This is a genomic window from Streptomyces violaceorubidus (genome assembly GCF_000717995.1).
Lineage (GTDB): Bacteria > Actinomycetota > Actinomycetes > Streptomycetales > Streptomycetaceae > Streptomyces > Streptomyces violaceorubidus.
Genome location: NZ_JODM01000019.1, coordinates 92,209 through 113,277 on the forward strand (window position 1 = coordinate 92,209; position 21,069 = coordinate 113,277).

Sequence of the window (21,069 nt, forward strand, 5' to 3'; positions counted from 1 at the left end):
GCCGCCGCATCAGCGTAAAGGATTCACGCGGAGTTTCCGCGGGCACGGTAGCCGGACGCCCTGTGCCCCGCCAGAGCGGGAAATGGCCGGACCGGCCGCCCCGAATGGGCCGTGGGGAAGCGGCTGGAGAACTTCCTCACATTCGGTCCCGCTGTCCCCTTTATCGACTTGAGCCGGTTTCCGCCCCATGTGCCCGACTCGATATCGGTGGCCCGGGGAAGGGCCCGCACCGGGTGCCGCGGATTCGGACGGCACGAGGGCGAGCGGCTGGTCACGGGCGGCGCCGGGTACGGCGGCGGGTGCGGGGCACCGAGGTGTCCCGGTGCGGCTGCGGCGCGGCCGGGCACGACACTCCCACCTCGCCGCGTACGAGCTGTCCGCACGCGGCACCGGCCGGGTGTCCGGGCCGGTGCCGCCGGTGACCGGCGGAGGTGCCGAACGGCCCCTGACGGAGGGCGTGATTCGTGACCATGCTGTGACAGGTGTGGTGCACACCACGGCCCAGCGAACGGGACTCAGACGTGGCCGCGCTGCTCCGGGGCCGGGGCCGGGGCCGGGGCGGGGGAGGCGGAGGGGGCGGACGGCCCGGCGGGTTCGCGGCGCGGGCCGGGGACGGGCAGCTCCGCGGCGAGCCGCTCGGCCATCCTGACCCGGTGCCGGTCCGCCGCCGCGCACAGGTCGCGTACCGCGCCGGCGAAGCGCTCCCGGGACGGCGGCTCGGCCGGGCCCAGCAGGCGCCGGGCCAACGCGGCGCGCTCCCCGGCGAGTTCGTCCCGCTCCGGATGGCGCACCGCCGCCAGCAGGGCCGGCACCCCGGACGCGTCCGGCGCCAGCACGGTCGCCGCCGCCACCGTCGGGTACGACTTGCGGAACACGTCCTCGGCCAGCGTGCTGGTGTTGGCGACCGCGTACGGCTTGCCGCTCGCCAGGAAGTCGCTGATCACGCTCGACACGTCACTGATCAGCAGGTCGGCCCGGTTGAAGCAGGCGTAGAGCGAGGGCCGGGCCTCCGTGACGACCTGGTGCTCCCAGGCCGGCAGCGACGCCCAGTACGCCTCCTCCCACGCCACCGCCGCCCGCCGCACCGCCCCGGCCCGCCCCGGCCGCGGCGCGGGCTGCCGCAGCATGCGCTCCGCCTGGTCCGCCGCCGACCGAAAACCGGCCGCGGTGAGCCGGTCCAGCTCCGCCGCCCGCCGACTCAGTGCGGTGGCCGCCGACGCGGGCGGCCGGGGCCCGCCCCGCTCCCGGTTCGCCGCCCGCACCAGCTCGCGGATGCGCAGATCGGCGGCCCGGGCCCGCGGGTCCACCGACCCGGTCAGCGGGTGCGGCTTGTACAGCAGCCGTACGCCGGGGTCCGCGAGCAGCGCCCGCACCAGGTTCTCCCCGGCCTCGACCACCGAGGTGTTGCCGGGGTTGCCGTCCCAGCCCTCCCAGGTCGGCGCGTACAGGACGGTCGTGAACGCCCCGGGGGCGGGCGGCCCCGCGTACGGCCGGACGGCGTCCAGCTGCGGGCGGCCGATCTCCACCACGTCCCTGTCGTCGACGCCGACCTCGGCCAGCGCGTACCGCTCGCGTGCCGCGGGGCCCGCCACCCACACCTCGTCGTACGCCTTCGCGTACGGGTTGCACGAGGACAGCTTGTCGCTCTCCCCGTGGTTGACGAAGGCGTGCTTGATGGTGGGGATGCGCAGGACCTGGGAGGTCTTCCCGGAGTTGGAGGGGTGGAGGAGGACACGGAGCGTCGAGTGCTCCAGGCGCATCAGCGTCGACACCTTCGGCAGGCACACCACCGGGATGTCGGTCGCCGCGATCCGCTGCACCATGTGCCGCTCCCGCAGCACGATCACCGGCCGCCCCTCCAGCCGCGCCAGTGGCTCCAGCCACATGTTCGCCTGGTACGCCGAGGACGCCCCGCCCGAGAAGTACAGGCCGACCGTCGGCCGGTACTGCGTCAGCCACGCCTCGAACCAGTCGAGCACCTCCTGCTCGCCCGCGGGTCGGCGCCCCGGCAGCAGCCGCAGCAGCAGCGTGCCCAGCCCCGCCAGCGCCAGCGCGAGGGACAGCGCGAGCCCGGCCGCCCCGCACACCGGAGCGTCGGTCGCCGCCGTCGCCAGCAGCCCGGCCGTCGCGGGCAGCCCGAAGGCCGCCAGCCGGGGCCCGGGGCGGCGCAGCAGTGCCGGGGGCGCCGGGGACAGCCGCAGCGCGGACGCGTCGACGTTCCGGGTGACCACCGGCAGCGTGCGGGAGCGCCGGACCAGGACGGACACCGCCTGGATCGCCCAGTGCAGCGCGTAGAAGACGAGCAGCCCGGCGACCAGCGGCGCGTACGCCCCCTCGCGGTGCTGCTCGCCGAGGCGCAGCAGACCCACCACGAGCAGCAGGTCGCGCAGCACGTGCCGGACGGTGACGTCGGCGTGCGACTTGGCGAACAGCGACACCATGCCCCGCTGCCACCGGTACAGCGCCCCCTCGGCGGCCAGCGAACCGGCGCTCGCCGCCAGCAGCAGCGGCACGTGCGGCAGCAGCGCGCCGAGGGCCTGGGCGGCGAAGGCGGTCGCGAGCACGCCCAGGACCAGCAGCTTCACGGCCGTCCGCCGCCCGGGCAGGCCGAAGCGGAGGCCACGGGGCCGCCCGAGGGGCCGGGGCGGGCGGGGGAGACGGCGGCGGGGCAGGGACAGGGGCACTGCGATCGCTCCAGGCTCGTCGCGCATCGGACAACCGGGTTAACGCCCGGTGACCGTCCGACGACACGCGCGTGTTGACCCCGGGCCTCGACCCGGGCCCCGCCCCCGGCCCCTGAGCGGCTCCGACCCCGCCCGGTCCGAGCTCCGGTCCGAGCCCTGGCCCGAGCCCCTGTCCGCAGCGTGAACTCCGGTGCGGCGCGTCTTCCCCTTCGCGTAGATTGCCTGGCGAGCGCAGGGATCGGCGTGTGTCGACGGGAGAGGCGGACGGGGCCGTGGCAGGGGCAAGGCCGGGGACAGGGCCAGGGGCAAGGCAGGCCGTGGGCGAGGCCCGCAGGATCGTCGTCAAGGTCGGTTCCTCCTCGCTGACCACCGCCGCGGGCGGCCTGGACGCCGACCGGGTCGACGCGCTCGTCGACGTGCTGGCCAAGGTGCGCGGCACCGACAAGGAGATCGTCCTCGTCTCCTCCGGCGCCATCGCCGCGGGGCTCGCCCCGCTGGGCCTGCGCCGCCGCCCTAGGGACCTGGCCCGCCAGCAGGCCGCCGCCAGCGTCGGCCAGGGGCTGCTGGTCGCCCGCTACACCGCCTCCTTCGCCCGCTACGGCGTCCGCGTCGGCCAGGTGCTGCTGACCAGCGACGACATGAGCCGCCGCGCCCACCACCGCAACGCCTCGCGCACCCTGGACAAACTGCTGGCGATGGGCGCCTTCCCGATCGTCAACGAGAACGACACCGTCGCCACCGACGAGATCCGCTTCGGCGACAACGACCGCCTCGCCGCCCTCGTCGCCCACCTGGTCCGCGCCGACCTGCTGGTGCTGCTGTCGGACGTGGACGGCGTCTACGACGGCGACCCGAGCAGGCCCGGCACCTCGCGGCTGGCCGAGGTGCGGGACATGGCCGACCTCGCGGGGGTCGACATCGGCAGCGCGGGCAAGGCCGGGGTCGGCACCGGCGGCATGGTCACCAAGGTCGAGGCGGCCCGGATCGCCGCCGCCGCCGGCATCCCCGTGGTGCTCACCAGCGCGGTGCACGCGGCCGACGCCCTGACCGGCGGCGACACCGGCACCTACTTCCACGCCACCGGCCGCCGCTCCGCCGACCGGCTGCTGTGGCTCCAGCACGCCTCCACCCCGCAGGGGGCGCTCGTCCTCGACGACGGGGCGGTACGGGCGGTCGTCGAGGGCCGCAAGTCGCTGCTGCCGGCCGGCATCGCGGGCGTGGAGGGCGAGTTCGCCGCGGGCGACCCCGTCGAGCTGCGGGACGGCACCGGCCGGGCGGTGGCCCGGGGAGTGGTCAACTTCGACGCCAAGGAGATGCCCCGGCTGATCGGCCGCTCCACCCGGGAACTGGCGCGCGAACTCGGACCCGCGTACGAACGTGAGGTCGTACACAGAGACGATCTGGTGATCCTGCACCCGTAATGGGTCGAAACGTCCCCGAATCGGTGGTGGACGTTCCGCAAAACCGCCCCGCGATCTCGCACGGCCTGCTCAACTTTCCCCAGGGACAAGTCCGGCCGACCACCGGGCCGAGCCGTGTGCGTGAAGGAGGCCGTCGTGAGCGGAGTACGCCCTGGGACGGCGGCGCCCCGCGGTGGTACCGCCGCCCGCGGGGGCGGGGGCGCCCGCGGCGGCTCGGGCGGGCGCCCCGGCGGCGCCCGGGGCGCGAACCGGGCGGGCGGCGAGGAGCGCGCCCTGACCAGCGTCGCGGCCGGGGACCGCTTCCGGGGCGAGGAGCCCGAGCACACCCCGCGCCTGTGGCACGTCACCCTCAGCGTCTCCGGCGCCCGCGCCCCCCTCACCGAGGTGCGCCGGGCGCTCGAACAGCTCGCGCACGACCACCCCTTCCTGCTGACCAGCCGCTACGCCGACGACCACGCGGAGATCCGGTACTGGGAGGAGGCCCGCGACCTGCACGACGCCGCCGCCGTCGCCCTGCGCCTGTGGGGCGAGCACCGGCAGACCGCGGGACTGCCCCCCTGGGAGATCGTCGGCCTGGAGGTCATCGACCGGGCCACCTACCACCAGCGCATCGCCGCGGGGTACGGGCCCGCCCCGGCGACACCCGTCGGTGTTCACCCGTTCTGACCCGTCCCCCGGGCGCATCTCGCGGGATGGGACACCGGACGGCCCCCGGACCGCGCGCACTACCCTTCCCCCCATGACCACGCTCTCGCCGTACGACTCGATGTCACCCGTCACCCGGGCCGCCTACCGGGCCAAGTCCGCCGCGGCCGACCTCGCGCCGCTGCCGCGGGCCGCCAAGGACGACGCGCTGCTCGCCGTCGCGGACGCGCTGGAGGTCCGCACGAGCGAGATCGTCGAGGCCAACGCCCAGGACGTGGCCAAGGCCCGCGCCGCCGGGACCAGCGAGGCCATCGTCGACCGCCTGACCCTGACGCCCGAGCGGGTCCGCGCCATCGCCTCCGACGTGCGCGACGTCGTCGCCCTGCCCGACCCGGTCGGCGAGGTCGTGCGCGGCAACACCCTCCCCAACGGCATCGACCTGCGCCAGGTGCGGGTCCCGCTCGGCGTGGTCGGCATCATCTACGAGGGCCGGCCCAACGTCACGGTCGACGCCGCCGCCCTGTGCCTGAAGTCCGGCAACGCGGTCCTGCTGCGCGGCTCGTCCTCGGCCTACCAGTCGAACACCGCCCTGGTCCGGGTGGTCCGCGACGCCGTGGGCGGGGCCGGGCTGCCCGCCGACGCCGTGCAGCTGGTGCCCGGCGAGAGCCGCGAGAGCGTGCGCGAGCTGATGCGGGCCCGCGGTCTGGTCGACGTGCTCATCCCGCGCGGCGGAGCGTCACTGATCAACACGGTGGTCCAGGAGTCCACCGTCCCCGTCATCGAGACCGGCACCGGCAACTGCCACGTCTACGTCGACGCCCAGGCCGACCTCGACATGGCCGTCGACATCCTGATCAACTCCAAGGCCCAGCGCGTCAGCGTCTGCAACGCCGCCGAGACCCTCCTGGTCCACCAGGACATCGCCGCCGAGTTCCTGCCCCGCGCGCTGGCCGCGCTCGCCGAGGCCGGGGTCACCGTGCACGCCGACGAGCGGGTGATGGCCCACGCCAAGGACTCCGGCGCGACCGTCGTCGAGGCGACGCCCGAGGACTGGGAGACCGAGTACCTGTCGTACGACATCGCGGCGGCCGTCGTCGACTCCCTGGACCGGGCGGTCGAGCACATCCGGCTGTGGACCTCCGGACACACCGAGGCCATCGTCACCACCTCGCAGCAGGCCGCCCGGCGCTTCACCCAGCTGGTCGACTCCACCACGGTCGCGGTGAACACCTCCACCCGCTTCACCGACGGCGGCCAGTTCGGCTTCGGCGCCGAGATCGGCATCTCCACGCAGAAGCTGCACGCCCGCGGCCCCATGGGGCTGCCCGAGCTGACCAGCACGAAGTACATCGTCACCGGCGACGGGCACGTACGGCGCTGACGGCGGGCGCGCCCCCCCGCCACCCCTCGGGCACACCGCGGGCGTACCGAACGGGGCATCTCACCCACTGGATGAATTTCCCCGCCGTCTGCCCAAAACGACCCCCCAGGTCTACTCTGGAGCCGTGCCGGAGGACGTGGGGGGCACGCCGTTCCCGGACGGCTGGGAGCCCGACGACGACCACGACCGCGGGGTGTCGGACGAAGAGTTCGCCTCCGTGGTCTTCGACGAGGCCTTCGTGCGGGCGGCCGAGGTGCACGAGCCGACCGCCGTCGAACGCCTCCTGGCGGCCGCGGAGGCCAGAGCGGAGGCCACCGAGGCGGAAGCGGCCCGCCGGGGCCGCAGCAGGTCCGAGCGCTACGACGACGGGTACGGCGATTTCGGCCATGATCCCGACCTCGACGACCCGGACGACGACCGCGACCCCCTGGACCGCCCGTACGGCGCTCCCGCGGCCTACGGCAAGCAGGTCCGCTGGCACCGACCCGTCGCCTGGCTGCTCGCCCTGGCCATGGGCATCGGCATGGTCGCGCTGGCCTTCGTGGCCGTCTACCGGGGCGCGTCCTCGGGCGGCGGCCCGCAGCGGGTGCCGCCGCCCGCCTCCACCGGCCCGGAGCAGGGCGGCGCCGCGACGCCCTCGGCCTCCGCCGAGTACTCCCAGCCCGCCGTCTCGGTGCTTCCGCGCAGTCCCTGACCTGCCCCCGGGACGGTGGCAAGCTGTCCCAACTTGACCTGTGGCGGCGCGTTTACGCGACCTTCCGCAGACCCACTCTGAAGGTATGGCAGGGCTTGGCGGTCCGCCCGGAGGAACGCCCGAGGGCGCGCCCGGAGGCGGAGAGGACGAGTACCGATCCGTCGTCTTCGACGAATCGTTCGTGCGCGCTGCCCGGCTCCAGGAGTTCTCCGCCCAGGAGCGCATCACCGACCACGCTCCCGCCGTGCGCCGCCGGCCGCCCCTGCGCCGGGCCGGACTGTCCCGGCAGGCGCTGATCCTCGTCCTGCTGATCGCCGTCGCCTTCGGCACCGCCATCTACATGGGTGTACGGCACCCCTACCAGAGCTCCGCCGGGCAGCGGACGGCCGAGCCGGTGCGGATGAGCGTCGTCCCGCTCGCCCCGCGGGACCGCGTGCCCGGCGCCGACGACGCCGCGTTCCTGTACGCGCACAGCCCCGCCGCGCACTTCAGGACCGCGGCCCAGGGCATCCCGCTGCCGGGGGCCCGGCGCACGGCGCACTTCTCCGAGGACCAGGTCTTCAGCGCGCTCACCACGGCGAAGAACTACATCGTCCGCTCGGCGCTCGACCCGGACGTGCTCGGCGGCGAGGACGTCCGCTCGGTGCGGGTGCTGCTGGACCCCGACCAGCTCCCCCAGTTCGACGAGAGCTTCGACAGGCCCGCCGCGGACGGCCGCCACGCCCCGACCGGGTGGCTGATCCGCTTCGACCCGGCCCGGGCCGAGCTGGCCGACCCCGGGATCCGGGTGGACGGCAGCCTGCGCACCGTGGAGAGCGACGCGTCCACGCTGGAGGTCACCGCCGACCACACCATGGTGTACGCGCTGCGGCCGCCCGGCGACGCCCGGGCCGAGACGTCGCTGTTCACCGTCCGGCGCGAGCTGCACTTCCGCTTCGACCGGGAGGACCTGCGGCTGCACCAGACCCGGCTCGTCGCCTCCTCCGTCCAGGCCGGGCCGCTGTCCTGCGCCGACGACACGGCGAACCAGCTCCGCCCGCTGCTGGCCGGACAGAAGGCCGCAGTCGGCGTCCCGGACGGCACCGACCCGTACACGTCCGGCGAGGCCACGGCCCTGTGCGGCAGCCTCGCGGCGAGCGCCCAGCCGCAGGTGTGAGTGAGCGGGGCAGATCAGGCGCCGTCGCGCGCGGACTCCGGGCCGCCGTCACCGGGGCGCCGAGGCCCCCCGGGCGCCTCCGGGCCCCCGGTGCCCCCCTCGCCCTCGGGCCCTTCCGCCGGTCCGCCCCCGTCCTTGGGCGGCCTCGGCTGGGAGCCCGTGAAGCCGCCGAAGCCCCGGCGCATCCGGTCGCCGAGGTCACCGGCGCCGCCCGCGATGTCGTTGACCAGCTTCATCAGCGGGTCCTTGGAGCCGCGCACATGCGTGGCGTAGTGGGACGCCGACTCCCGGAAGGAGTCCCGCACCGAGGTGTCCTTGTCCTCCTCACGCCGCGGGTAGTGGCCGTCCATGATCCGCTGGTGGTCCCGGGAGGCCGCCCACTTCTTCAGCTCGGCGGCCCGCACCGTGGTGAACGGGTGCGAGCGGGGCAGCACGTTCAGGATCTTCAGCACCGAGTCGCGCAGGTCGCCGCCCGCCTCGTACTCCTCGGCCTGCTCCAGGAACGCGTCCACGTTCATCTCGTGCAGGTGGTTGCCGCCCGCGATCTTCATCAGGCCCCGCATGGACGCCTGGAGGTCCTGGCCGACCAGCAGACCCGCACGGTCGGCGGACAGCTCCGACTTGCGGAACCACTCGCGCAGCGCGGTCACGATCGCCATGATCGCCACGTTGCCCAGCGGGATCCAGGCGACCCGGACGGCGAGGGAGGTCAGGAAGAGCAGGATGGTGCGGTAGACCGCGTGCCCGGACAGGGCGTGCCCCACCTCGTGCCCGACGACCGCCCGCATCTCCTCCTCGTCGAGCAGCTCGACCAGGCCCGTGGTGACGACGATGATCGGCTCGTCCAGGCCGATGCACATCGCGTTCGGCACCGGGTCCTGGTTGACGTACATCGGGGGGACCTTCTCCAGGTCCAGGATGTAGCAGGCGTCGCGCAGCATGACGTTCAGATGGGCGAACTGCCGGTCCGAGACGCGCACCGAGTCGGACAGGAACAGCAGCCTGAGGCTCCGCTCGGGCAGCAGCCCGCTGAGCGCCTTGAAGACCGTGTCGAAGCCGCTCAGCCTGCGCAGCGCCACCAGGGCACTGCGGTCGGCCGGGTGCTCGTACGCACGCGAGGAGATCCCGGGAAAGCGCCTGCGCTGCCGGCTCGGCACGTGCTCGTGCCCGGTGTGGTGGCCGTCGGACATCTCTTCCCCCATGCGCGTAGGTGTGACCCGGACGTACGTATGGTCTTTGCGAACCCTTGTGCGGCCCTTTGCGCCCCCCGAGCCGGGCCCAGCCTAGGCGGAGATACCGTGGACGGGCAGTACGTCTAAGGAGTCCACGCCATGCAGCACATCCCGCACCCCGACTGGCTCGCCGGGGCCGCGACCGCCGCCGAACAGCAGGGGCCGGGGAATCTGCTCCGGATCGTCCTGATCGTCATGGTGGTGGGCTGCGTGCTGACCGCGTGGTTCCTGCTGCGGGGGTACAAGCAGAAGGACGACTGAGGAGATCCGAAGGTTCCCCGGACCCGCCAATCCCCCGCCGCCGCCCGTCCCCAACGGCGGAGTCGGCGTGATCGCCCGCGGGGCGCCCGCATACGATGAGCGGACGTCCAGTCCCGCCCACACCGGATAGGTCCTGCCGAAGATGAGCCTTCCTCCCAGCGCCACCCAGTTCGTCACCCTCGCCGCCGAGGGCGGCGAGGAGCACGGCGGCAACCACGAGAGCCTCAGCCCCTACGTCACCGGCATCGGCGCGTTCGTCATCCTGCTGCTCCTGCTGTGGATCACCACCCGGTTCAACCGCGACCGCTGAGCCCGCGGCCCAGTGGGCGCGACCGGGTCGCTCCGGGCGGGCCGGTAGGGTCTGCTCGCATGGGAGAGCACGAGACGCCTACCGGCCCGGCGCACGCGCCGGCGCGCGGCACGCAGAACGCGGTGCCCGCCCGCGCCGCCGGACCGGTCGACGGCCCGGCCGAGGGCCCGTCGGGCAGGCGGCGGCTGGGCGTCATGGGCGGCACCTTCGACCCGATCCACCACGGCCACCTGGTGGCCGCCAGCGAGGTCGCCGCGCAGTTCCGGCTCGACGAGGTGGTGTTCGTGCCGACCGGGCAGCCGTGGCAGAAGAGCCACCGCGCGGTCTCCGCGGCCGAGGACCGCTATCTGATGACGGTCGTCGCGACCGTCGAGAACCCGCAGTTCTCCGTCAGCCGCATCGACATCGACCGCGGCGGCCCCACCTACACCGTCGACACCCTGCGCGACCTGCGCGCCCTCAACCCGGACGCGGACCTGTTCTTCATCACCGGCGCCGACGCCCTCGCCCAGATCCTCACCTGGCGCGACAGCGAGGAGCTGTTCTCCCTCGCCCACTTCATCGGCGTCACCCGGCCCGGCCACACCCTCACGGACGCCGGACTCCCCAAGGGCGGTGTCTCGCTCGTGGAGGTGCCCGCCCTCGCCATCTCCTCCACAGACTGCCGTGCGAGAGTCGCCAAGGGCGATCCCGTCTGGTACCTGGTGCCCGACGGAGTCGTGCGCTACATCGACAAACGCCACCTGTACCGCGGCGAGTGAGCCGAGAGGGGCACCGGTGAACGACGGATACGACGCGGGACACGGCGACGACCAGTACGAACTCGTCGGCTACGACGAGTACGGCCGCCCCGTGTACCGCCAGGCCCAGGGGCGGGGCCACGCCCAGCCCGGCCACCAGCAGCAGTACGACCCGTACGGGCAGCAGGCCCGGCAGGGCCAGCAGTACGGGCAGGCGGGACAGCACGGTCAGCAGTACGGGCAGCAGGGCTACGGCTACGACCCGTACGCCACGGGTGCCCAGCAGCCGGTCCAGCAGCCCTACGACCCCTACGGCTCCCAGGGCGGCTACGACACCGGGCAGCAGCCGGCGCAACCGCCCGCGCCCGGCTACGGGGGCCACGGCGGCCACCCGGCCGGCCCGCACGGGGGCGCCCCGGCCCCCCGGCCGCCGTACGACCCGTACGGGCAGGCCGCGACCAGCGGGCCGCAGCCCCGGGTCGCCGAGCAGACCGCCCACATCCCGCAGCAGGCCGGGCCGCCCGAGCAGCGGGAGCGCGCGGAGCACCGCGAGGCCGCCGAACCCGGCGGGGACTACCGCACCGAGCAGTTCGCCTTCGTCGAGGAGCCGACCGGCGACTCCGAGGACGTCATCGACTGGATGAAGTTCACGGAGAACCGCACCGAGCGCCGTGAGGAGGCCCGACGGCGCGCCCGCTCGCGCGTCGTCGCCCTGGTCGTCGTCCTGGCGCTGGTCGCGGTCGGCGGCGTCGGCTACCTCTGGTACGCCGGGAAGCTGCCCGGACTGTCCTCCTCCGACGACAAGAGCGGCGCGACGACGGCGGCCGGCGCCCAGAAGCGCGACGTCATCGCCCTCCACCTGCACGACACCAGGGGCGGCGGCACCTCCACCGCGCTCCTGGTGAACAACACCACCACCAAGCAGGGCACCGCCGTGCTGGTGCCCAACGCGTTCGCCCTGACCGGCGACGACGGCAGCACCACCACGCTCGCCAAGTCCGTCGACGACGAGGGCCCCGACGCGACCCGCACCGCGCTCGACTCCGCCCTCGGCACCGACATCGAGGGCACCTGGCGCCTGGACACCCCCTACCTCCAGATCCTCGTCGACCTGGTCGGCAACATCGAGGTCGACACCGACGCCGACGTCCCCGACCCGGAGTCCAAGGACAAGACCGCCGCGCCCCTGGTGCGCAAGGGCGAGGGCCAGACCCTCAGCGGCAAGATGGCCGTCGCCTACGCCACCTACCGCGGCAAGGGCGAGGACGCGAACGCCCAGTTGCAGCGGTTCGGGCAGGTCATGCAGGGCGTGCTGCGCAAGCTGTCCTCCGACCCGCAGGCGGCGACGACCACCGTGCAGACCATGGGGATGATCCTCGACCCGCCGCTGACCGAGAAGGACCTCGGCACCTTCCTCGCCGGGCTCTCCGACCGCGCCAAGGGCGGCGACTTCAAGACCGCGCTGCTGCCGGTCCAGGACGACGGCGGGCTCAGCGCCGAGGCCAGTGACAGCGTCGTCAAGGACGTCCTCGGCGGCACCGCCAAGAGCCCCGACAAGGACGCGGCCGTCACCGTCTCCGTCCGCAACGCCACCGGCGCCGAGGACCGCACCGGCAAGGCCCGCGTCGTCCTTCTCAACGGCGGCTTCACCTTCGTGTCGGGCGGCACCGCCTCGGGCACCGAGGCCACCTCGGAGGTCGTCTACGCCGAGGCCGCCGACAAGGAGAACGCCGTCGAGGTCGCCAAGACCCTGGGCCTGCCCACGGGCTCCGTCACCCAGGGGAAGGTCTCCGCGAACGCGCGGGTCTCGGTGGTGCTCGGCCAGGACTACAAGCCGGCGTCGTAGGGGGGCGGCGGGCGGCGGGCGCTCGCCACGTGGGCCCGTGTCGGCGGTCGTGAGACCCTTGAGGTCAACCGACCGCCGACCCGAAAGCCAGGCAGTGACCGCGACCGACCGCTCCATCGAACTCATCAACGCCGCCGCCCAGGCGGCGGCCGACAAGCTCGCGCACGACATCATCGCCTACGACGTCAGCGACGTCCTGTCGATCACGGACGCCTTCCTGCTGGCCTCCGCGCCCAACGACCGCCAGGTCAAGTCGATCGTCGACGAGATCGAGGAGCGGCTGAGCAAGGAACTCGGCGCCAAGCCGGTGCGTCGCGAGGGCGACCGCGAGGCCCGCTGGGTCCTGCTCGACTACGTCGACATCGTCGTCCACGTCCAGCACAGCGAGGAGCGCGTCTTCTACGCCCTGGAGCGGCTGTGGAAGGACTGCCCCGAGCTGGAGCTGCCCGCCGACGCCAAGGAGACCCGCGGCAAGGCGGAGGAGCACGCGAAGCTCCAGGCCGCCGAGGAGGCGACGCGGACCGACGAGGACTGGCGGTGAGCGCCACCGGAGAGGTGACCGCGGGCAGGCCGGGCCGCGGCCGCCGCGTCATCCTGTGGCGGCACGGCCAGACCGCGTGGAACGTGGAGCGGCGCTTCCAGGGCAGCACGGACGTCGAGCTGACCGAGACCGGCGTCGCCCAGGCCCGCCGGGCCGCCGGGCTGCTGGTGCACCTGCGGCCCGACGCGATCGTCGCCTCCGACCTCGCGCGCGCCGCGAACACGGCCGCCGAGCTGTCCGTGCTCACCGGCCTGGAGGTGACCCTGGAGGAGGGCCTGCGGGAGACCTACGCGGGCGTCTGGCAGGGCCTGACCCACGAGGAGATCATCGCCCGGCACGGCGAGGAGTACGCGGCCTGGAAGCGCGGCGAGCCCGTGCGCCGCGGCGGCGGCGAGCTGGAGACCGAGGTCGCCGACCGGGCCGCCCCCGTGGTGCTGCGGCACGCCGAGAAGCTCCCCGAGGACGGCACCCTCGTCGTGGTCAGCCACGGCGGCACGATCCGCACCACCCTCGGCCGTCTGCTGGGCCTGGAGCCGCACACCTGGGAGAGCCTCGGCGGCCTGACCAACTGCTGCTGGTCCGTGCTGGGCGAGGGCGCCCGGGGCTGGCGCCTGCTGGAGCACAACGCCGGCACCCTGCCGGAGCCGGTGATCGGCGACGACGTCTGAACCGCGATTTCACTTTCCGGCAGGTCGCAGGCTAAAGTTCTTCTTGTTCGCCCCGCCGAGCGGAGCGGACGAGGAGCAGGACCATGCGACTCCGGTCGCGTGGCACCAGGGGCTATAGCTCAGTTGGTAGAGCGCCTGCATGGCATGCAGGAGGTCAGGAGTTCAATTCTCCTTAGCTCCACAGCCCACGGACGAATCCCGTCCCCTTCGGGGGGCGGGATTTTTCGTCCCCGCCCACTTGAGCAACACGCGTCCCACAGGCGTATACGTCGGGGGGACTCCGTGTCCGGACCGGTACTGAGGCGTCGCTGACCGGGTCGGCCCGGCCGTGGCAGAATCAAACGGCCGGAAGGGGACCGCGGCCCGACGGGAGGGAGTGGCGATGCCTGGGAGCATCCTCGAGGAGGTCGGTCACCTCCTCGGCGGAGCGGTGGCACGGAACACGGTCACCCGTCTCAGCTGCCCCTCCTGCGGTTCCGGTCATGTGGCCCAAGTCCTCGGCGACAACGGCGGGATCTCCTACGTGTGCACGGCCTGCGGCCACAGCTGGAGCTGATCGATGGGTGCACACAGGCGGAAGTGCGACTGGTGCGGCAGCGGTACGCCCATCGTGCGCGACATGGAGCCGGTCAACCCCGACTACCAGTACTGGTGCGAGGAATGCGCGCGGGCGCTGATCATAAAGGGCGACCCCATCGAGACGTACCGCGAGCTCGAGGGTGAACCGATCTACGGCCGGCTCCTGGAGGAGCACTGCACGCTCAAACGCTTCTACTCGTTCGTGACGGCCTGACGGCGGAACGACCCCGCAAGAGGGCAGAACGGGCAAAGCGGAAACGATTTGGTGTTGTGCCCGGTGGACCGTGTAATGTTGGCGTCGCCGCCGGGGAGACCGGGCGGATGAAGGGCAAGGGGCTATAGCTCAGTTGGTAGAGCGCCTGCATGGCATGCAGGAGGTCAGGAGTTCAATTCTCCTTAGCTCCACAGGGAAACCCCCCGGATCGTGTCCGGGGGGTTTGTTCGTGTCTCAGCGGCCGAGCGCCCGGCGGCCCCGGCCCTGGGACAGCACCGGCAGGTTGCCGCGCGAGGACGGCGCCTGTCCGCGGGTGTCCTCCTCGATGCGCAGCGCCAGCGCCGGGCAGCGGCGCACCGCACGCACCGCCTTGGCCTCCGCGAAACGCGGCACCTCGGCCTGCGCGACGGTCGGGAAGCCGTCGGCGCCGAGCTGGAAGACCTCCGGCAGGATGTCCGCGCACAGCCCGTGCCCCCGGCACAGCGTCCAGTCGACGAAGATCTTCTGACGGCTGGGGCCGTTCTCCTCCCCGCCGCCCGGGACGCCGGTCGGAGCCCTGCCCGTCTCGAAGAGCGGCAGGACGCCCTCCACGGGCCGACCGCAGCCGTTGCCGAGGACATGGGCGGCCAGGTCGTCCGTGAACGCCTTGACGGTCGACTCCAGGAACATCGCCGAGCCGTCCGGGTGCGAGCAGGCGCCGCGCCGCTTCACGTTCTTCGCGACCTGCTTGACCGCCTCCAGGGCGGCCGGGCCACCGCCGTTCAGGATGTCCTCCAGCCCCCGCGCGGCGGCCGGCAGGCCCAGGTAGCAGGGCCCGCACTGGCCGGCGCTCTCCTCGGCCAGCCACTGCGCCACCCGCAGCGACTCGCCCAGCGGGCAGGTGTTCTGACCGATCGGCAGGATCGCGCCCGCCCCGAGCGAGCCGCCGACCTGCTGGAGCGAGGTGCGGGAGACGATCGCCTCGTCGACGGTCGCCGCGTCGATCCACTTGCCGTGGTAGCCGCCGGTCAGCACCCCCTGCGGCACCGGCGGGGCGCCGGCCAGCTGGAGGACGTAGCGCAGCGGCACGCCCGTCGGGACCTCGATCACCATGGGGCGGGCCACCGCGCCGGAGACCGTGAGCAGCACGGTGCCCGGCTCGTCGTACAGCCCGGTGTTGCCGTAGCGCTCCGGGCCGATGCGGGCGGCGATCGCCAGCTGGGCGAAGGTCTCGGCGTTGGACAGCAGGGTGGGTGCGCCGCCCACGCCGCTCCGGGAGGCGCTCACCTTGCGGCCGGGCGGGATCGCCGGGCCGCCGTCGATGGAGCGGATCAGCGAGGCCGCCGCGCCGGTGACCATGCGCACCGGATTGCGCTGCACGCGCGCGCGGAGGGCGGACCGGCGGCCGTTGCTCAGGCCGCGCTCGGCGAGGGCGGCCTCCATGGAGCGCTGCGTGGACTCGCGGGTGACCCCGATGACCAGTGTGCGGGCGCCCATGGCCTCGGCGCACAGCAGCGCGCCGTCCAGGATCAGGTGCGGGGCGCGGTTGATCAGCACCGTGTCCTTGCGGCAGGCCGGTTCGTCCTCACTGCCGTTGACCACCACGACCGGCCGTACGCCGCGCTTGATCGCCGCCTCGGCCACCGAGCGCAGCTTCTTGTGGAAGGGGAAGCCCGCGCCGCCGCGGCCCTTCAGGTTGATGCGTTCGGAGAGCTGCGCGAGCTGCTCCCCGCCCATCGGTTCGAGCGGACCGTGCACCTTGAGGTGCATCGGCAGATCCAGCCGCTCGACAAGGTCGAAGCCCGACGTGAGCTGGGGAAGCCCGACCACGCGGACCTCTGGGACGTCGGGCAGGGCCTCGTTCACTTCAAGCCTCCGGAAGGCGTGTTCCAAGGTTCACCGGAACCCGGTGCGCCGAAGTCGTGGGACGGCGAGGGCACACCGGGGGTTGGTTCGGGGGCGGGACCGCTGTTGTACGTGTCGTCCGGGTAGTACGTGTCGTGGACCGCGTTCGTCTCACGGGTGTCGTACACGTCACTCGAGCCGTAGCCGGAGGCGTACTGCGCGGCGTGGCTCGCGGAGTGGTCCGCCGCGCCCGGACCGCCGTAGACCGGGATGGTGTGTCCCGTGTCGTTGAGCGGGTCGTAGGCCGACGGGGGCGCCTCGCCGACCGGGGGCGGCGACGGCACGGGCCAGCCGCCCGGGGTGCCGGCGCCGCCGTCCACGACCGGCATCGCCTCGGTGGGCCGCAGGTCCGGCGGCGGCTGGGCGGACGCGGCCGGGTCGGCCGTCAGCGGCGCCCGGCGCGGGCCCGGGGGACCGGACACGGCGCGGTAGGCCGCCGCGAAGCCGCTGGTGGGCTCGGGGGGAGTGAGGCGCTCCGCCGACTCGTACAGCGGGGCGGACGGGGACGCGCCGCGCGAGGGCGGGGCCCCGGCGTGCTCGTGGCCCGGCAGGGGCGCGGTGTCCCTCGGCCGGATCTCCGCCTGCTCCTGCCGCGCGGGCCGCTCCCCGGTCCCGAAGAGGCCCGCGATCCGGTCGGCGACCTCGCGCTTGACCGGACGGGGTGCCGCGCGCAGCGCCAGGGCCGCCATGACGCCGGCCACGGACAGGGCGTACAGGACCACGAAGACCGGCTTCGCCGCGCGACCCGCGTAGAGGCCGTGCAGCAGGGCCAGGCACCACGCCGGGTAGGCGAGCATGTGCATGGCCCGCCAGCGGGCGGCCACCGGGGCCGGCGAGGCGAAGCGGTTGCGCAGGGCTCCGGTGACTCCGACGAAGATCATGAGCATGCTGGCCAGGGTGCCGAAGCCGATGAGGACGGCCCGGCCGCCGAACGCCTCGTCGTCCGTGGCCAGGAGCCCGAACGGGAGGACCGCGGCGACCCACGTGGTGTGGTCCAGGACCAGCTTGACCACGATGTGCACCAGCAGGAGGACGACCGAGGCGACGGCGGTGGTCCGGTGCACGGCCTGGGCCAGGATCCGCTGCCGGGTGTCGAGGACGATCCGGTCCTGGGCAAGCAGACCCCAGATCACCGAGCAGCTGAGGAGGACGAGGGAGAGGACGCCGGCGCCGAAGTTCAGGAACTGGGCGAAGGTGTCGTCCACCGTGCTGTCGTTCGTCATGACGACGGACCTCCGCACGCCAGGGACGTCACGGGAGGCGGCGAGCCGGGGTCGCGCGGGTGCCTCGGGGGAGGGTTCATCGGGGGAGAGTTCATGGGGGCAACTCCGGAGCGGTTCGGGAAAGCGGTCCCGCTGCCGCACTCTAAGTGGCGCCATACCGGCGGGTAGGGGGTTTGAGTTATTGCGTTGTTATCAAATGACAGTGCGCTCGGGCTGGTGTCCCTTAGCGGTCGTTACGCGAAGTAACCTTTGACCTTGGTTCGGGCGCGTCTCCGGTTTCCGGATCTCGGGCCGCGGATTCCGGTCGGCCGCACGCCGACCCCACACCGACCGCACGCCCGTCGGAAGCCCGTCGCAGCCCGCTCGACGACTGCGGTACCCTGACGCCATGCGTGCCGTACGCCTTCTGCTTAGCGAGCCGCGCTGATCAGTCCCGACCCCGGTCACAGTCCGGAGGCCGGAATCGGCGCGGCGTCCCCTCCTGTGCGAGGGGATTTTTCATTTCCCGGCCTTCGCAGCCGCTGGTCATGAAGGTCGCAGCCGCTGGCAGAGACGATCGATGGAGCTTTGAGGATCATGAGCGAGACGAACCCCGCGGCGACCGCCCCTGTGTCGGCGGACGCCGCGCCGCACCGCTACACGGCTGCCATGGCCGCCGAGATCGAGGCACGCTGGCAGGACTTCTGGGACGCCGAGGGGACCTACGCGGCGCCGAACCCCAAGGGTGACCTGGCGGGCGACCCGGAGCTGGTCGCCAAGCCCAAGAAGTTCATCATGGACATGTTCCCCTACCCGTCCGGTGCGGGCCTGCACGTCGGCCACCCCCTGGGGTACATCGCCACCGACGTCTTCGCCCGCTTCCAGCGGATGACCGGACACAACGTCCTGCACACCCTGGGCTTCGACGCCTTCGGCCTGCCCGCCGAGCAGTACGCCGTGCAGACCGGCACGCACCCGCGCGTGTCCACCGAAGCCAACATGGAGAACATGAAGTCCCAGCTGCGCCGGCTGGGCCTGGGCCACGACAAGCGCCGGTCGTTCGCCACGATCGACCCCGAGTACTACAAGTGGACCCAGTGGATCTTCCTGCAGATCTTCAACTCCTGGTACGACGACGAGGCGAGGAAGGCCCGCCCGATCGCCGAGCTGGTCGCCCGGTTCGCCTCCGGTGAGCGGCCCGTACCGGGCCACCCCGGGCGCGCGTGGAGCACCCTGAGCGAGGCCGAGCGCGCCGACGTCCTGGGCGAGTTCCGCCTGGCCTACGCCTCCGACGCGCCGGTCAACTGGTGCCCCGGACTGGGCACCGTGCTGGCCAACGAGGAGGTCACCGCCGACGGCCGCTCCGAGCGCGGCAACTTCCCCGTCTTCAAGGCCAAGCTGCGCCAGTGGAACATGCGCATCACGGCCTACGCCGACCGGCTGCTGGACGACCTGGACCAGCTGGACTGGCCCGAGGCCATCAAGCTGCAGCAGCGCAACTGGATCGGCCGCTCCGAGGGCGCCCGCGTCGACTTCCCCGTCGACGGCGAGCGCATCACCGTCTTCACCACCCGCCCCGACACCCTGTTCGGCGCGACCTACATGGTGCTGGCGCCCGAGCATCCGCTGGTCGAGAAGTTCACCCCGGCCGCCTGGCCCGAGGGCACCCGCGACGCGTGGACCGGCGGTCACGCCACCCCGACCGAGGCGGTGGCCGCGTACCGCGCGCAGGCCGCCTCCAAGTCCGACGTCGAGCGGCAGGCCGAGGCCAAGGACAAGACCGGCGTCTTCATCGGCGCGTACGCCACCAACCCGGTCACCGGCGAGCAGGTCCCCGTCTTCATCGCCGACTACGTGCTGATGGGCTACGGCACCGGCGCGATCATGGCCGTCCCGGCGGGCGACCAGCGCGACTTCGAGTTCGCCCGCGCCTTCGAGCTGCCGATCCGCTGCATCGTCGAGCCGACCGACGGCCGCGGCACCGACACCGCGACGTGGGAGGACGCCTTCTCCTCCTACGACGCGAAGATCATGAACTCGTCCAGCACCGACTCCTCGGGCGACGGCGTCAGCCTGGACGGCCTGTCCGTCGTCGAGGCCAAGGAGCGCATCACCGAGTGGCTGGAGCGCACCGGCACCGGTGAGGGCACCGTCAACTTCCGCCTGCGCGACTGGCTGTTCAGCCGCCAGCGCTACTGGGGCGAGCCCTTCCCGATCGTCTACGACGAGGACGGCATCGCCCACCCGCTGCCCGAGTCGATGCTGCCGCTGGAGCTGCCCGAGGTCGAGGACTACTCCCCGCGCACCTTCGACCCGGACGACGCCGACACCGAGCCCGAGACCCCGCTGTCCCGCAACGAGGACTGGGTCCACGTCACCCTGGACCTGGGCGACGGGCCGAAGAAGTACCGCCGTGAGACCAACACGATGCCCAACTGGGCCGGTTCCTGCTGGTACGAGCTGCGCTACCTGGACCCGCACAACAGCGAGGCGCTGGTCGACCCCGAGATCGAGCAGTACTGGATGGGCCCGCGCGAGGGCCTGCCGCACGGCGGCGTCGACCTGTACGTCGGCGGCGCCGAGCACGCCGTGCTGCACCTGCTGTACGCGCGCTTCTGGTCCAAGGTGCTGTTCGACCTGGGGCACGTCTCCTCGGCCGAGCCGTTCCACAAGCTGTTCAACCAGGGCATGATCCAGGCCTACGTCTACCGGGACAGCCGCGGCATCGCCGTGCCGGCCGCCGAGGTGGAGGAGCGCGACGGCGCCTACTACTACCAGGGCGAGAAGGTCTCCCGGCTGCTGGGCAAGATGGGCAAGTCCCTGAAGAACGCCGTCACCCCCGACGAGATCTGCGCCGAGTACGGCGCCGACACGCTGCGCCTGTACGAGATGGCGATGGGGCCACTGGACGTGTCCCGGCCGTGGGACACCCGCGCGGTGGTCGGCCAGTTCCGGCTGCTGCAGCGGCTGTGGCGCAACGTCGTCGACGAGAACACCGGCGAGCTGTCCGTGGCCGACGTCGCGGAGAGCGACATCGACGCCGACACCCTGCGCGCGCTGCACAAGGCCATCGACGGCGTCCGGCAGGACCTGGAGGGCATGCGGTTCAACACCGCCATCGCCAAGGTCACCGAGCTGAACAACCACCTGACCAAGGCCGGCGGTCCGGTCCCGCGGTCGGTCGCCGAGCGCCTGGTGCTGCTGGTCGCGCCGCTGGCCCCGCACGTCGCCGAGGAGCTGTGGCGCAGGCTGGGGCACACCTCCTCCGTCGTCCACGAGGACTTCCCGGTCGCCGACCCGGCCTACGTCGTCGACGAGACCGTGACCTGCGTCGTCCAGATCAAGGGCAAGGTCAAGGCGCGGCTGGAGGTCGCCCCCTCCATCTCCGAGGACGACCTGGAGAAGGCCGCGCTGGCCGACGAGAAGGTCGTGGCCGCGCTGGGCGGGGCCGGGATCCGCAAGGTGATCGTGCGGGCGCCGAAGCTGGTGAACATCGTTCCGGCGTAGGCGGTGACCCGGGCGCTCCGGGCGCCCCCTACGGGTCGGGTACGGGCAGGTTCGGGGTTCTCGCGGAACCCTGGGCCTGCCCGCTGCGTTTACCGTGGAAGAGC

18 protein-coding genes and 2 tRNA genes are annotated in these 21,069 nt (G+C 73.0%); 16 read left to right on the top strand and 4 right to left on the bottom strand.

Translation table 11 applies throughout. The features are described from left to right. Positions 1-515: 515 nt before the first annotated feature. Positions 516-2,711, bottom strand: a complete 2,196-nt coding sequence (locus IE94_RS0121850) for a hypothetical protein (protein ID WP_342450762.1) — start codon at positions 2,709-2,711, stop codon at positions 516-518. 290 nt (positions 2,712-3,001) lie between these two features. On the opposite strand from IE94_RS0121850, the gene proB reads away from it, so the two are divergent. The 5 genes from proB (at position 3,002) to IE94_RS0121875 (ending at position 7,981) form a co-directional block, all read left to right on the top strand. Beyond that, positions 3,002-4,105 carry a glutamate 5-kinase gene (gene proB / locus IE94_RS0121855; protein WP_030186891.1) on the top strand — a complete coding sequence of 368 codons (1,104 nt, stop codon included), beginning with the start codon at positions 3,002-3,004 and terminating at the stop codon, positions 4,103-4,105. Positions 4,106-4,378: 273 nt separating this feature from the next. Next, the gene (locus tag IE94_RS0121860; RefSeq protein WP_342450763.1) at positions 4,379-4,771 is read left to right on the top strand and encodes a hypothetical protein; all 393 of its coding nucleotides are present in this window, start codon (positions 4,379-4,381) and stop codon (positions 4,769-4,771) included. A gap of 73 nt (positions 4,772-4,844) precedes the next feature. After that, entirely contained in the window at positions 4,845-6,131 is a 1,287-nt protein-coding gene (locus IE94_RS0121865; protein ID WP_030186895.1) for a glutamate-5-semialdehyde dehydrogenase, read from the top strand. A 124-nt stretch (positions 6,132-6,255) separates the two neighbouring features. Then, positions 6,256-6,825: an SCO2584 family spore wall biosynthesis protein gene (locus IE94_RS0121870; RefSeq protein WP_030186896.1), complete on the top strand. Its 570-nt coding sequence runs from the start codon at positions 6,256-6,258 to the stop codon at positions 6,823-6,825. A gap of 85 nt (positions 6,826-6,910) precedes the next feature. Further along, positions 6,911-7,981, top strand: coding sequence for an SCO2583 family membrane protein (locus IE94_RS0121875; RefSeq protein WP_030186897.1), 1,071 nt, complete (start codon positions 6,911-6,913; stop codon positions 7,979-7,981). Positions 7,982-7,995: 14 nt separating this feature from the next. Here IE94_RS0121875 and IE94_RS0121880 read toward each other — a convergent pair whose 3' ends face one another. Then, entirely contained in the window at positions 7,996-9,171 is a 1,176-nt protein-coding gene (locus IE94_RS0121880; protein WP_037923226.1) for a M48 family metallopeptidase, read from the bottom strand. A 141-nt stretch (positions 9,172-9,312) separates the two neighbouring features. Between IE94_RS0121880 and IE94_RS39370 the strand changes: the two genes are divergently transcribed. From IE94_RS39370 to IE94_RS0121930, 10 genes are all read left to right on the top strand, one after another. Then, complete coding sequence (locus tag IE94_RS39370) at positions 9,313-9,474, top strand: hypothetical protein (protein WP_030186901.1); 162 nt, start codon at positions 9,313-9,315, stop codon at positions 9,472-9,474. A gap of 142 nt (positions 9,475-9,616) precedes the next feature. Beyond that, the gene (locus IE94_RS39375) at positions 9,617-9,784 is read left to right on the top strand and encodes a hypothetical protein (protein ID WP_030186902.1); all 168 of its coding nucleotides are present in this window, start codon (positions 9,617-9,619) and stop codon (positions 9,782-9,784) included. 59 nt (positions 9,785-9,843) lie between these two features. Next, on the top strand, positions 9,844-10,545 hold the full coding sequence (gene nadD / locus IE94_RS0121895) for a nicotinate-nucleotide adenylyltransferase (RefSeq protein ID WP_030186904.1): 702 nt from the start codon (positions 9,844-9,846) through the stop codon (positions 10,543-10,545). A 16-nt stretch (positions 10,546-10,561) separates the two neighbouring features. Next, entirely contained in the window at positions 10,562-12,370 is a 1,809-nt protein-coding gene (locus tag IE94_RS0121900) for an LCP family protein (RefSeq protein WP_030186906.1), read from the top strand. A 94-nt stretch (positions 12,371-12,464) separates the two neighbouring features. Continuing rightward, positions 12,465-12,911, top strand: a complete 447-nt coding sequence (gene rsfS, locus IE94_RS0121905) for a ribosome silencing factor (protein WP_030186907.1) — start codon at positions 12,465-12,467, stop codon at positions 12,909-12,911. Continuing rightward, positions 12,908-13,579 (top strand): histidine phosphatase family protein, encoded by a 672-nt coding sequence (locus IE94_RS0121910; RefSeq protein WP_030186908.1) that lies wholly within the window; start codon positions 12,908-12,910, stop codon positions 13,577-13,579. Before rsfS ends, IE94_RS0121910 begins: the two co-directional genes overlap by 4 nt. 108 nt (positions 13,580-13,687) lie before the next feature. After that, positions 13,688-13,760 (top strand) — tRNA-Ala (locus tag IE94_RS0121915). Between the two features lie 201 nt (positions 13,761-13,961). Further along, the gene (locus tag IE94_RS39380; protein WP_104632996.1) at positions 13,962-14,135 is read left to right on the top strand and encodes a hypothetical protein; all 174 of its coding nucleotides are present in this window, start codon (positions 13,962-13,964) and stop codon (positions 14,133-14,135) included. 3 nt (positions 14,136-14,138) lie between these two features. After that, positions 14,139-14,372: a hypothetical protein gene (locus IE94_RS0121925; protein WP_003976229.1), complete on the top strand. Its 234-nt coding sequence runs from the start codon at positions 14,139-14,141 to the stop codon at positions 14,370-14,372. Positions 14,373-14,490: 118 nt separating this feature from the next. After that, positions 14,491-14,563, top strand: a tRNA-Ala gene (locus IE94_RS0121930). 43 nt (positions 14,564-14,606) lie between these two features. Here IE94_RS0121930 and IE94_RS0121935 read toward each other — a convergent pair. Together IE94_RS0121935 and IE94_RS0121940 are read right to left on the bottom strand one after the other, a co-directional pair. Beyond that, positions 14,607-16,217 (bottom strand): NADH-quinone oxidoreductase subunit NuoF family protein, encoded by a 1,611-nt coding sequence (locus tag IE94_RS0121935; RefSeq protein WP_030186911.1) that lies wholly within the window; start codon positions 16,215-16,217, stop codon positions 14,607-14,609. Next, entirely contained in the window at positions 16,214-17,479 is a 1,266-nt protein-coding gene (locus IE94_RS0121940; protein ID WP_030186913.1) for a ferric reductase-like transmembrane domain-containing protein, read from the bottom strand. Before IE94_RS0121940 ends, IE94_RS0121935 begins: the two co-directional genes overlap by 4 nt. Positions 17,480-18,055: 576 nt before the next feature. On the opposite strand from IE94_RS0121940, the gene leuS reads away from it, so the two are divergent. After that, complete coding sequence (leuS, locus tag IE94_RS0121945) at positions 18,056-20,965, top strand: leucine--tRNA ligase (RefSeq protein ID WP_030186915.1); 2,910 nt, start codon at positions 18,056-18,058, stop codon at positions 20,963-20,965. The last annotated feature ends 104 nt before the right edge of the window (positions 20,966-21,069 follow it).

Coding starts and splice junctions, on each gene's coding strand:
- IE94_RS0121850 (WP_342450762.1), bottom strand. CDS start 2,711: ATGCGCGACGAGCCTGGAGCGATCGCAGTGCCCCTGTCCCTGCCCCGC.
- IE94_RS0121865 (WP_030186895.1), top strand. CDS start 4,845: ATGACCACGCTCTCGCCGTACGACTCGATGTCACCCGTCACCCGGGCC.
- IE94_RS0121875 (WP_030186897.1), top strand. CDS start 6,911: ATGGCAGGGCTTGGCGGTCCGCCCGGAGGAACGCCCGAGGGCGCGCCC.
- IE94_RS0121880 (WP_037923226.1), bottom strand. CDS start 9,171: ATGTCCGACGGCCACCACACCGGGCACGAGCACGTGCCGAGCCGGCAG.
- IE94_RS39370 (WP_030186901.1), top strand. CDS start 9,313: ATGCAGCACATCCCGCACCCCGACTGGCTCGCCGGGGCCGCGACCGCC.
- IE94_RS39375 (WP_030186902.1), top strand. CDS start 9,617: ATGAGCCTTCCTCCCAGCGCCACCCAGTTCGTCACCCTCGCCGCCGAG.
- nadD (WP_030186904.1), top strand. CDS start 9,844: ATGGGAGAGCACGAGACGCCTACCGGCCCGGCGCACGCGCCGGCGCGC.
- IE94_RS39380 (WP_104632996.1), top strand. CDS start 13,962: ATGCCTGGGAGCATCCTCGAGGAGGTCGGTCACCTCCTCGGCGGAGCG.
- IE94_RS0121925 (WP_003976229.1), top strand. CDS start 14,139: ATGGGTGCACACAGGCGGAAGTGCGACTGGTGCGGCAGCGGTACGCCC.
- IE94_RS0121940 (WP_030186913.1), bottom strand. CDS start 17,479: ATGACGAACGACAGCACGGTGGACGACACCTTCGCCCAGTTCCTGAAC.
- leuS (WP_030186915.1), top strand. CDS start 18,056: ATGAGCGAGACGAACCCCGCGGCGACCGCCCCTGTGTCGGCGGACGCC.